This is a genomic window from Photorhabdus sp. S10-54, assembly GCF_963878145.1.
In the GTDB taxonomy this organism is placed as follows: Bacteria; Pseudomonadota; Gammaproteobacteria; order Enterobacterales; family Enterobacteriaceae; genus Photorhabdus; species Photorhabdus kayaii.
The window spans coordinates 52,214-63,818 of record NZ_CAWNXG010000027.1; the positions used below are offsets into that span (position 1 = coordinate 52,214).

Annotated in this window: 9 protein-coding genes and 1 rRNA gene; 6 read left to right on the top strand and 4 right to left on the bottom strand. The window is 45.1% G+C overall.

Annotation, left to right across the window (positions count from 1 at the left end; translation table 11 throughout):
* Positions 1 to 223 precede the first annotated feature (223 nt).
* Entirely contained in the window at positions 224 to 1,381 is a 1,158-nt protein-coding gene (gene pheA, locus AACQ83_RS15060) for a bifunctional chorismate mutase/prephenate dehydratase (RefSeq protein ID WP_112878367.1), read from the bottom strand.
* Between the two features lie 100 nt (positions 1,382 to 1,481).
* On the bottom strand, positions 1,482 to 2,708 hold the full coding sequence (locus tag AACQ83_RS15065; RefSeq protein ID WP_192881035.1) for an RNA-guided endonuclease InsQ/TnpB family protein: 1,227 nt from the start codon (positions 2,706 to 2,708) through the stop codon (positions 1,482 to 1,484).
* Positions 2,709 to 2,766: 58 nt separating this feature from the next.
* Between AACQ83_RS15065 and tnpA the strand changes: the two genes are divergently transcribed.
* Together tnpA and AACQ83_RS15075 are read left to right on the top strand one after the other, a co-directional pair.
* Complete coding sequence (gene tnpA, locus AACQ83_RS15070) at positions 2,767 to 3,171, top strand: IS200/IS605 family transposase (protein ID WP_112878368.1); 405 nt, start codon at positions 2,767 to 2,769, stop codon at positions 3,169 to 3,171.
* Positions 3,172 to 3,248: 77 nt separating this feature from the next.
* On the top strand, positions 3,249 to 3,443 hold the full coding sequence (locus tag AACQ83_RS15075; protein WP_112878369.1) for a hypothetical protein: 195 nt from the start codon (positions 3,249 to 3,251) through the stop codon (positions 3,441 to 3,443).
* 71 nt (positions 3,444 to 3,514) lie between these two features.
* Here the strand turns inward: AACQ83_RS15075 and raiA are convergent, their stop codons facing one another.
* The gene (gene raiA, locus AACQ83_RS15080) at positions 3,515 to 3,865 is read right to left on the bottom strand and encodes a ribosome-associated translation inhibitor RaiA (protein ID WP_112878379.1); all 351 of its coding nucleotides are present in this window, start codon (positions 3,863 to 3,865) and stop codon (positions 3,515 to 3,517) included.
* A 285-nt stretch (positions 3,866 to 4,150) separates the two neighbouring features.
* Positions 4,151 to 4,882, bottom strand: coding sequence for an outer membrane protein assembly factor BamD (bamD, locus tag AACQ83_RS15085; RefSeq protein ID WP_112878380.1), 732 nt, complete (start codon positions 4,880 to 4,882; stop codon positions 4,151 to 4,153).
* Between the two features lie 138 nt (positions 4,883 to 5,020).
* Between bamD and rluD the strand changes: the two genes are divergently transcribed.
* The 4 genes from rluD to AACQ83_RS15105 all read left to right on the top strand — a co-directional run bounded on the left by rluD (position 5,021) and on the right by AACQ83_RS15105 (position 11,558).
* Positions 5,021 to 5,998, top strand: coding sequence for a 23S rRNA pseudouridine(1911/1915/1917) synthase RluD (gene rluD / locus AACQ83_RS15090; RefSeq protein ID WP_112878370.1), 978 nt, complete (start codon positions 5,021 to 5,023; stop codon positions 5,996 to 5,998).
* Positions 5,999 to 6,730, top strand: a complete 732-nt coding sequence (yfiH, locus tag AACQ83_RS15095; RefSeq protein ID WP_112878371.1) for a purine nucleoside phosphorylase YfiH — start codon at positions 5,999 to 6,001, stop codon at positions 6,728 to 6,730.
* Between the two features lie 133 nt (positions 6,731 to 6,863).
* Positions 6,864 to 9,437 (top strand): ATP-dependent chaperone ClpB, encoded by a 2,574-nt coding sequence (gene clpB / locus AACQ83_RS15100; RefSeq protein WP_112878372.1) that lies wholly within the window; start codon positions 6,864 to 6,866, stop codon positions 9,435 to 9,437.
* 576 nt (positions 9,438 to 10,013) lie between these two features.
* Positions 10,014 to 11,558: ribosomal RNA gene (locus AACQ83_RS15105) — 16S ribosomal RNA — on the top strand.
* The last annotated feature ends 47 nt before the right edge of the window (positions 11,559 to 11,605 follow it).

Genomic DNA, 11,605 nt, shown 5'->3' on the forward strand with positions numbered 1-11,605 from the left:
GTATTTAATCCTATGTGAATAAGTAGATATTCTTTAATCCCTTGTTTTCAGATGGCACGAAAAGCGATAATCCATATTATTTAAGCTGAGAAGTCGGGATTTACGGAATAAATAAAGAGCCTTAAACCAAAAGGTTAAAGGCAGTAAAAATTTTCTCATTGATAGTTAAAACGCTAAAAACCAATAATCTGAACCGGATATTTGAATACCCGGTTCTTTTTAATCAGGAAGGGTTAACCGGTACCACGCTTTCTGTTGGGTAACATCCCAATACCTTTAATGAATGAGTGATTTTCGCCAATGCTTTCAGGACGTGTTGCATATTGATTGAACGAATATTAGCTTGGACATCAATATAAAACATCTCTTCCCACGGATTTCCGTTGATCGGTCGGGATTCCAGTTTACTCATAATAATATTATGTTTTTTCAGCACCATTAGCGCATCTACCAGTGCGCCTGCCTGCTGTCCGGTTGCCATAATAAATGTCGTTTTAGCCGGTACTTGTTCTGCAACTTCAATAGGTTGACGGGCAACAATAATGAAACGAGTAATATTATGTGATTGATTTGCGAGATTCTGTTCCAGAACCTGTAACTGATAAAGTGCACCGCCCGCTTCACTCCCTAAAGCTGCAATTTCTGGTGAATTCTGTTCGGCGACTTTTTGCATTGCTGCGGCAGTGCTTTCGCAATAGTTAATTTTCCAATGTGGGAATTGATTAATATATTGGCTACATTGTTGGAATGGTTGAGGGTGACTGTAAACCGTTTTGATCTCTGATAGCGTTGTGTCTTTTGCAACGAGTAGGCAATGGTCAATAGGAATGGTTATTTCTCCCACAATTGACAAATTGGTATGTTGCAACAAGTCATAAACATCATTGATGGAACCCGAGCTGGTATTTTCAATGGGTAACATTCCGTAATCCGCTTGGCCTGTTTCAACCAGGGAGAAGATATCCTGGAATTTATGGCAGCTACATTCAACTAATTGATTGAAATGGCGTGCGGCATATTGGCGGGCTGCGATATGAGAGTAGGAACCTCTAGGACCGAGGAATGCAATACGCGCTGAATCTTGGGGTGTTTGATTTAGGTGTTGCTGCAATAATGCCTGTTGAGTGAGTACGGAATCTTCAATGATCATCTGAAAAAGGCGCGAAATATAAAAGCCATCAAGCCCGTAGTTTTTTCCTTTTTTAATCAGAACATCTAGTAGTTCTCGTTCGCGATCCTTGTCTCTGATAGGGCGATTATCCTGTAACTTAGTTTGGGCAATATCAAAAGCTAATTGGCGACGCTCTGCTAGTAAAATCAGTAACTTTAAATCAAGTTCGCTGACTTTTTCCCGTATTTTCAGCAAATTATTTTGATCCATAAATGGGTTCCTAATGGGTTATTCACATTCTGATAATAATAGGTTTGCATTGACATCCTCCCCCACTTTCGCACTTCGTGACTCAAGAGGGGGATCCCCGTTAGTGGGCGACAGTTGATCGCTCTGCGTCTGGTTCCTGCTTCAACGGGCGGCCTGACTGCTCCGTCCCTCCACAGGCAAGCACGGCATGCCCTGCCGCTAAAATGTTACGTGCGCCGTTTACATCTGCGTTCGCGGTATATCCACACACCTGGCACACGAATTTACTCTGCGACAAGCGGTTCTCTTTTGCTGTATGACCGCAACATGCGCACCGCTGGCTGGTGTATGTCGGAGGGACTGCCAGTACCTGACCGCCGCGCCAGAGCTGCTTATATTCTAGCTGACGGCGCATTTCATACCAGCCCTGATCCAGTATCGCGCGATTTAAGCCTGTTTTAGCCCCAACGTTCCTTCCGGGCTGTTCTGCCGTGCCTTTCGCTGACTTCGACATGTTACCGACCTTCAAATCTTCAATCACGATCATCGCGTGGTTTTTGCTTATTTTCGTGGTGGTCTTATGAAGGTAATCGCGCCGGATATTGGCGATGTGCAAATGCAGACGCTGAATTTTTCGCTTCTGTTTCTGCCAGTTGGCGCTGAACTTAACTTTGCGGCTTAACTGTCTCTGGAGCTTCGCCAGTTTGCGCTGGCGGGTTTTAAAACTGTTGACGGGTTCGTATATCGTACCGTCTGAGAGCGTCGCCAGTTTCGATATCCCTGCATCCAGACCAACCATTGTTGTTGATTCGTGGTGTGGCTCAGAGGCTTCTATCTCGACTTGAAACGACACATACCACTTACCCGCTGACTGGCTGATCGTGGCATTTTTGATTTTGCCGTTCACCTCCTGCGATTGCCGGAACTTTATCCATCCGAGCCCAGAAGGAAGCCTGACTCTGCGATTTTCAAGGAGACAATATTTTTCAAAATTGACGAACCGGATTGAATCCCTGCCGTCATTTTTTCGTTTCCATACAGGCGCTTTCGCTGCCAGTGTCTTATCGAAGCAACGCCTCCATGCCCCATGTAAGTCTTTAAATTTTTGCTGAAGGTTATCGGTGTAAGCTTCCTGTAAGAAGGCGTATTCCGGTGTTTTTTTCCACCCCGTGAGCATGCGGTTTAGTTCAAACGCTGAGGGAAGTTTTCCGCCGGAATCCAGAATGTGTTTTGTTACCTCAAGTCCGTGATTCCAGACAAAACGAGCACACCCGCATAACTGCCGCAAACGCGGCGACTGTTCTTCAGTTGGCTCTAGTCTGAACTTGTAGGCTTTCAGTATTAGCATTATCATTCAGTGTGTAGTAGTTTTACTCTCTATTTTACTGTGCCTTCGGCTAACTTCAATGCAAAAATACAAAATTAATCGTTCACGACATGCCGCCTTTCTTTTGCATGTACATCTTGTGTTTGTGACCAAATACCGTAGAAAGATTCTTGGCGAGCGACACTATGCAGCCTTTCATCAGTATGCAGGTGAAATCTGCCGTGACTTCGGCGCAGAACTTAAAGAGAGTCACGGCGATTTAGATCATGTTCATATGCTGATTGAGTATCCACCGACCGTTCAGCTATCGGTATTGGTTAACTCGCTGAAAGCAGTCACCTCCCGTCGCTTACGTAATGAGTTTCTGGACTTACGCGGAGCATACGGAAAGGCAGTTCTCTGGTCTCGCTCCTACTTTGCAGGTTCATGCGGTGGAGCACCGCTGGGAGTGGTGAAACAATACATTCAACATCAGCGTGGCTGATGATTCCACGGGCTTTTCAAGCCCGTCCAAATTCCCCTCCCGCCTGATGTCGGCGGGAGTACCCTTTGGAGGTAAAGATGGATAGAAAAAAGCTTCCCTCAAGGGAAGGTAAAAAAGAAAGAAAAGAAAAACAGGCTTATGTTCATCATATTCTCATATTCATAGTTTGGGTGACTGCTCTTTGCCCAATCGGGCGAAGCTTCCCATTTGCTTGCCATTTCATCGGCAGCCGTCCGCATTGGACAAGGGTTACGGTGGTTTTTGTTAATTAACCTTATGTTGTTGTTTCTGTCAACAAAAAACGCGTCCAAATTGGACGCGTCACAGGCAAGTCATTGTTATTTTATTGTGATATTTCTGGTTCTGTTTCTAGGTTAAGGTTTGATTCTTTAACACTGTTGTCAGTACGGCGTGCTTCTCCCTTATGCTGTACTTTATTCAATTGGCGCTCCAGTTTTGTTAATAATTCATTGATAGCAATATACATATCTTCATGTTTTGCACCGGCAACTAGCATACCATTTGGTATACTTATGGTTGCATCAGCCCTAAAAATTTGAGGCCCTTTTGATAGAATAATATGAGGATTTATCAGATTTACTTGCCATTTATTTAGTTTATTTAGACGTTTTTCTACGTGGTTGCGAATTGCCGGGGTAATCTCCATTTGTTTGCTGGTAATATTCACTATCATATAGTTACCTCTCATTATTGATTATCCACCTTCAATAATTTCAGCATACATTTCTTTTTCATGAAAAAGGTGATCTAAATCACTATTTAACCAGATATGAGGCAACTAGTTGAAGTAATTGTGATTAGTGGTAAAAATATGAAGAATATCTATTGCAGGATTGAAGCTAATGGGACACTATTGACAAGTTGAGTCTTTATCAACTCTGCTGATAAGTAGTCTTTTTTAGATCTCATAAGTAAAAATAAAACAGCGGTACCCACCGCTGTTTTATCATCTGCTTTTTTATACCGGATTAGCAGCAATGAGTTTTGCTACTTTATCTGCCTGGGCTGTTAAACCCAAACGTGTATAAGCTTTTTTCATGTAAGGCAGCGCTTCGAGAGTTGACTGTGTATCAGGGTAATCACGTAACATTTGTTCAATTCGATTTACCACCGCGACATAAGCTCCACGTTTGTTATAATATTCCACAACAGAAAGTTCATATTTTGCCAGGCGCTCTCTGATAAACATTAAACGCTTAATAGCATCGGCAGTATACAGGCTGTTAGGATGATAGCGTACTAATTGACTAAAATCCTTGAATGCTACCCTGGCGTGTTCAGGATCACGATCTGAGCGGTCAATGCCGAAGAAACTTTGCAATAGACTGTTATCCAATGCTTGTGAAGTTAATCCACGCATATACAGAACGTAATCAATGTTGGGGTGAGTTGGATTCAGGCGTATAAAACGGTCAATAGAAGCGAGAGCCATTGGCAAGTCAGAGGATTTATAATAAGCATAAATCAGATCGAGTTGTACTTGCTGCGAATAGGGGCCAAATGGATAGCGATTATCGAGGGTTTCCAATTGCTTGATCGCATCGGAATAGCTACCTTTTTGCAGCTTTTCCTGACCCTTAGAGTAAATTTCCGCAGGTGGGCTGTCGGGGACAGTATTTTTATTACCAGAGCACCCGGAAAGTACCAGGCTCAATGTGGCTGCCGCCACCAGATATTTCATGCGTATCATCACGTGTTGATTATCCTCTGAGTGTTTTTCTGGGAGACTATCCATGAAGCTCCCGGCAAAAGATCGAGTTACAATAGCACACTATATTAAATTAAACGGCTCTGCCGTCAAAACTCAACGTAAGTGTAGAAACAATATATGGCACAACAAATACGACTTAGTACAACAGTCGCCGAATCTCAGCTCGGTCAACGTTTAGATCAGGCTTTGGCTGAATTGTTCCCTGATTATTCAAGATCACGCATAAAAGATTGGATCTTGGATGACAGAGTTCAGGTTAATGGCAAATTAATCAATAAGCCAAAAGAAAAAGTACTGGGAGGTGAAGAAATTGCAATTGATGCCATCATTGAAGAAGATGCGCGTTGGGAACCTCAGGATATTGCGTTAAATATTGTCTATGAAGATGATGACATTCTAGTCATAAACAAATCGCGTGATTTGGTCGTCCATCCAGGAGCAGGAAACCCAGATGGTACGGTATTGAATGCACTGTTATATCATTATCCTGAAATTGCCGATGTTCCTCGGGCAGGCATTGTTCACCGTCTTGATAAAGATACGACAGGGCTGATGGTCATTGCTAAAACGGTTCCCGCTCAAACACGTTTAGTCGAATCACTCCAACTACGCGAAATTACCCGTGAATATGAAGCGGTAGCGACAGGTTGTATGACGGCTGGCGGAATGGTTGAAGAGCCAATTTCTCGTCATCCAACAAAACGAACACATATGGCAGTGCATCCAATGGGCAAACCGGCTATTACCCATTATCGGGTAATGGAACATTTTAGGGCACATACTCGTCTACGCCTGAGACTGGAAACCGGCAGAACACACCAGATACGTGTTCACATGGCCCATATTAGTCACCCATTGGTGGGCGATCCTTTGTATGGTGGTCGTCCTCGACCTTTGAAAGGGGCTTCTGATGAGTTCCGCGAGGCAATGCGTAATTTTGATCGTCAGGCATTGCACGCCACGATGCTGCGTCTTTATCATCCGATAACCGGCATTGAAATGGAATGGCACGCTGAATTACCTGAAGATATGGTGATGCTGATTAAGGCATTAAAAGCAGATGCAGAAGCGTTTAAAGACGAAATGGATTGGTAAATGACTGCGCTTATTTTTCCAAACTGGCCACAACCGACGACAGTAAAAGCCTGTAGTTCTACCCGTTTAGGGGGAATAAGCTTATCACCTTACGATAGCCTGAATCTGGGTAAGCATGTTGGTGATAAACCTGATGTTGTTGAACAAAACAGGCATATTTTAGCGAAAATGGCAGAACTGCCTCAGCAACCAGTCTGGTTAGAACAGGTTCATGGTACGCGTGTTGTGAGACTCAATGGTCAGCCACTGGAAGATAATAGAGCTGATGCTGTTTATACCAATATTCTTGGGCAGGTTTGTGCTGTGATGACAGCAGATTGCCTGCCTGTACTATTTTGCAGTTCTGCGGGTGATGAGGTTGCGGTTGCCCATGCGGGGTGGCGAGGTTTGTGCGCCGGCGTACTGGAAAACACGATCACTCAATTTAAAGCTAAACCTAATCAGCTCCAAGCTTGGTTAGGGCCGGCAATTGGCGCGAAAAAATTTGAAGTTGGTAATGAGGTTTTGGAAGCATTCACAATCCAGCATTCTGATTTGAGTCGAGCTTTTATACCTTTTGGCGAAAAGTATTTAGCGGATATCTATTTGTTGGCAAAGTTAAAATTGCAATCTGTTGGTGTGAAAGCGATTTTTGGCGGGGATGAATGTACTGTCAGTAATAAAGAGAAATTTTTCTCTTATCGTCGTGATGGGATCACCGGACGTATGGCAACTTTAATCTGGCTGATATAACCTATCCTGTAGGGCGATCCATTGGCGCATAAGAGAATATCTCACAATTTGCTTTTCAGAATAACCTTGAATATTTGAGGAATGGCCTCATTTAATCTCCAGTAGCAATATTCTGAACAGTATTGGAGGTGTTATGCGTCTGGATCGTCTTACTAATAAATTCCAGCTTGCTCTCGCTGACGCCCAGTCCCTTGCGCTTGGGCATGATAATCAGTTCATCGAACCAATTCACTTAATGAGTTCACTGTTAAAACAAGAGGGTGGCTCTATTCGCCCATTATTAACGTCAATTGGAATCGATGCAGGTCGTTTCAGCAATCAGCTTGAGCAGGCTTTAGAACGTTTGCCGCGGGTACAGGGTATTGGTGGTGATGTACAACCATCCAATGATTTAGTTCGTCATTTAAATCTGTGTGACAAACTAGCACAAAAAGCCGGGGATAATTTTATCTCCTCTGAATTATTTGTTCTGGCAGCATTGGAAGAACGTGGCACATTAAGTGACATATTGAAAGCTGTTGGCGCAACAAAAGAAAAAATCACTAAGGCAATAGAACAAATGCGTGGTGGTGAAAAAGTTGATGATCAGGGAGCGGAAGATCAACGCCAGGCCCTGAAAAAATACACTATTGATCTGACTGAACATGCTGAACAAGGCAAACTTGATCCGGTAATTGGCCGTGATGAAGAAATTCGCCGCACCATTCAGGTATTACAACGCCGTACTAAAAATAATCCGGTCTTAATTGGTGAACCTGGGGTTGGTAAAACAGCCATTGTGGAAGGGCTTGCTCAACGGATCATTAATGGTGAAGTTCCTGAGGGGCTTAAAAATAAGCGAGTTCTTTCCTTGGATATGGGCGCGCTGTTAGCAGGGGCTAAATATCGTGGTGAATTTGAAGAGCGTTTGAAAGGTGTGTTGAACGACCTTGCTAAACAGGAAGGCAATGTCATTCTGTTTATTGACGAATTGCATACTATGGTTGGTGCAGGTAAGGCTGATGGTGCAATGGATGCTGGCAACATGTTAAAACCAGCCTTGGCCCGTGGTGAACTTCACTGTGTTGGTGCAACAACACTGGATGAATATCGTCAATATATTGAGAAAGATGCAGCGCTGGAACGCCGTTTCCAAAAAGTCTATGTTGCAGAACCTTCCGTAGAGGACACAATCGCTATTTTGCGCGGTCTGAAAGAACGTTATGAGTTACATCATCATGTACAAATTACCGACCCTGCAATTGTCGCGGCAGCAACATTATCTCATCGTTATATCTCAGACCGTATGTTGCCGGATAAAGCTATCGACTTGATCGATGAATCGGGTGCCAGTTTACGTATGCAAATGGATTCAAAACCGGAAGCGCTGGACCGTCTGGAACGTCGGGTTATCCAATTGAAGTTGGAACAGCAGGCGCTGAAAAAAGAGTCTGATGATGCCAGTAAAAAACGGCTTGAAATGCTTAATGAGGAGCTGCTCGTAAAAGAACGCGAATATTCTGAACTAGAAGAAGAATGGAAAGCTGAAAAAGCAGCACTTACGGGTACTCAGCACATAAAAGCGGAATTGGAAAATGCCCGTATCAGTTTAGAACAGGCACGTCGCAGTGGTGATTTAGCGAAGATGTCTGAAATTCAGTATGGAAAAATACCTGGATTGGAAAAACAGCTTGCCGCAGCCACACAAGCTGAAGGTAAGCATATGAAACTGCTTCGTAACAAAGTTACCGATGCCGAAATTGCAGAAATTCTTGCTCGTTGGACGGGTATTCCTGTTGCCAGAATGCTTGAGAGTGAAAAAGATAAACTGTTGCGCATGGAGCAAGAGCTGCATAAACGTGTTATTGGTCAGGATGAGGCAGTCGATGCAATATCTAATGCGATTCGCCGTAGTCGTGCTGGATTAGCTGATCCAAACCGTCCGATTGGTTCATTCCTGTTCCTTGGTCCAACTGGTGTTGGTAAAACTGAGTTGTGCAAGGCGTTAGCAAATTTCCTGTTTGACAGCGATGATGCAATGGTGCGTATCGATATGTCTGAATTTATGGAAAAACATGCCGTATCACGGTTAGTAGGAGCACCGCCGGGATATGTTGGTTATGAAGAAGGTGGTTATCTAACAGAAGCTGTTCGTCGTCGACCTTATTCCGTTATTTTGCTTGATGAAGTGGAAAAAGCGCACCCAGATGTATTCAATATCTTATTGCAGGTGTTGGATGATGGTCGATTGACTGATGGGCAAGGTCGTACTGTCGATTTCCGTAACACGGTTGTAATCATGACTTCTAATCTCGGGTCGGACATGATCCAGGAGCGTTTTGGTAGTCTAAATTATGATGAAATGAAAGATATAGTGATGGGAATTGTTAGCCATAATTTCAGACCTGAATTTATTAACCGTATTGATGAAGCTGTTGTGTTCCACCCATTAGGGCGTCGGCATTTATCAGCGATTGCAGATATCCAATTGCAACGTTTGTACAAACGTCTAGAAGAACGTGGTTATCAGGTGACGATTACTCAGCAAGCGTTGGAAATGTTGGCAGAAGCCGGGTTCGATCCTGTTTACGGTGCACGGCCATTGAAGCGAGCTATCCAGCAGGAAATCGAAAATCCATTAGCTCAAAAGATACTTTCCGGCCAACTATTGCCAGGAAAACTAGTTACTCTGGATGTGGAAAATAGCCATATCGTCGCAAAGCAATAACTGTATATTTAATGAGAGAGTAAAGTTAACGAGAAATGAGGGGGCAGGAAACTGCCTCTTTTTTTATCATTTTGCGCATTAAATCGCAATTTAGCACTGTTTTTGCTTAATTGGTGTTCGGATGAATTATTTTTGCAAATAAACGCTTGCCAGCGCCAAAGAACGCCCTATAATGCGCCACCACTGACCGACACAACGCTGATAAACATTGTGAGGTCGGGCAGAGAAAGCGGCAATAAGCGCTTGACTCTGCGGGCGAAAAGCGTAGTATACGCAGCCCGGCTGAACGAGAATACCATTTTTTAATTCAGCCTGCTCTTTAACAATTAATCAGACAATCTGTGTGGGCACTCACAAGACCGTATCACAAAAAAATACGTTTTAAAGTCTTGAAGAGTGAACAACAGTTAATTCATTACGAAATAATTTAGTAACGTTATTTTGGCAGGATAACGCGAAGGCCAGCGAGCAACACCGAGACAGTACTTCAGTACGGCGAGGTGTAGCGCAGTGAAGCCGACAAAGTTAGCCAAACAAAAGAGCGTTACGCAGTGAATTCTTTGAGCATCAAGCTTTGAATTGAAGAGTTTGATCATGGCTCAGATTGAACGCTGGCGGCAGGCCTAACACATGCAAGTCGGGCGGTAACAGGAAAGCGCTTGCGCTTTTGCTGACGAGCGGCGGACGGGTGAGTAATGTCTGGGGATCTGCCCGAGGGCGGGGGATAACCACTGGAAACGGTGGCTAATACCGCATAATGTCGCGAGACCAAAGTGGGGGACCTGAAAGGGCCTCACGCCGTCGGATGAACCCAGATGGGATTAGCTGGTAGGTAGGGTAACGGCCTACCTAGGCGACGATCTCTAGCTGGTCTGAGAGGATGACCAGCCACACTGGGACTGAGACACGGCCCAGACTCCTACGGGAGGCAGCAGTGGGGAATATTGCACAATGGGCGGAAGCCTGATGCAGCCATGCCGCGTGTATGAAGAAGGCCTTCGGGTTGTAAAGTACTTTCAGCGGGGAGGAAGGATTTAGCCTGAAGAGGGTTAGATTTTGACGTTACCCGCAGAAGAAGCACCGGCTAACTCCGTGCCAGCAGCCGCGGTAATACGGAGGGTGCGAGCGTTAATCGGAATGACTGGGCGTAAAGCGCACGCAGGCGGTGAATTAAGTTAGATGTGAAATCCCCGGGCTCAACCTGGGAATGGCATCTAAGACTGGTTGACTGGAGTCTCGTAGAGGGGGGTAGAATTCCATGTGTAGCGGTGAAATGCGTAGAGATGTGGAGGAATACCGGTGGCGAAGGCGGCCCCCTGGACGAAGACTGACGCTCAGGTGCGAAAGCGTGGGGAGCAAACAGGATTAGATACCCTGGTAGTCCACGCTGTAAACGATGTCGATTTGGAGGTTGTGGCCTAGAGCTGTGGCTTCCGGAGCTAACGCGTTAAATCGACCGCCTGGGGAGTACGGCCGCAAGGTTAAAACTCAAATGAATTGACGGGGGCCCGCACAAGCGGTGGAGCATGTGGTTTAATTCGATGCAACGCGAAGAACCTTACCTACTCTTGACATCCTCAGAATTTGCTGGAGACAGCGAAGTGCCTTCGGGAACTGAGAGACAGGTGCTGCATGGCTGTCGTCAGCTCGTGTTGTGAAATGTTGGGTTAAGTCCCGCAACGAGCGCAACCCTTATCCTTTGTTGCCAGCGCGTGAAGGCGGGAACTCAAAGGAGACTGCCGGTGATAAACCGGAGGAAGGTGGGGATGACGTCAAGTCATCATGGCCCTTACGAGTAGGGCTACACACGTGCTACAATGGCGGATACAAAGTGAAGCGACCTCGCGAGAGCAAGCGGAGCACACAAAGTCTGTCGTAGTCCGGATTGGAGTCTGCAACTCGACTCCATGAAGTTGGAATCGCTAGTAATCGTAGATCAGCATGCTACGGTGAATACGTTCCCGGGCCTTGTACACACCGCCCGTCACACCATGGGAGTGGGTTGCAAAAGAAGTCGGTAGCTTAACCGCGAGGGGGGCGCTGACCACTTTGTGGTTCATGACTGGGGTGAAGTCGTAACAAGGTAACCGTAGGGGAACCTGCGGTTGGATCACCTCCTTACCTGAGATAGGTTGAGTGCAGTGCTCACACAGATTGTCTGATGAAAG

Excerpts from the sequence above, each read along its gene's own strand:
- pheA (WP_112878367.1), bottom strand. The coding sequence starts at position 1,381 with ATGGATCAAAATAATTTGCTGAAAATACGGGAAAAAGTCAGCGAACTT.
- AACQ83_RS15065 (WP_192881035.1), bottom strand. The coding sequence starts at position 2,708 with ATGCTAATACTGAAAGCCTACAAGTTCAGACTAGAGCCAACTGAAGAA.
- tnpA (WP_112878368.1), top strand. The coding sequence starts at position 2,767 with ATGCAAAAATACAAAATTAATCGTTCACGACATGCCGCCTTTCTTTTG.
- AACQ83_RS15075 (WP_112878369.1), top strand. The coding sequence starts at position 3,249 with ATGGATAGAAAAAAGCTTCCCTCAAGGGAAGGTAAAAAAGAAAGAAAA.
- raiA (WP_112878379.1), bottom strand. The coding sequence starts at position 3,865 with ATGATAGTGAATATTACCAGCAAACAAATGGAGATTACCCCGGCAATT.
- bamD (WP_112878380.1), bottom strand. The coding sequence starts at position 4,882 with ATGATACGCATGAAATATCTGGTGGCGGCAGCCACATTGAGCCTGGTA.
- rluD (WP_112878370.1), top strand. The coding sequence starts at position 5,021 with ATGGCACAACAAATACGACTTAGTACAACAGTCGCCGAATCTCAGCTC.
- yfiH (WP_112878371.1), top strand. The coding sequence starts at position 5,999 with ATGACTGCGCTTATTTTTCCAAACTGGCCACAACCGACGACAGTAAAA.
- clpB (WP_112878372.1), top strand. The coding sequence starts at position 6,864 with ATGCGTCTGGATCGTCTTACTAATAAATTCCAGCTTGCTCTCGCTGAC.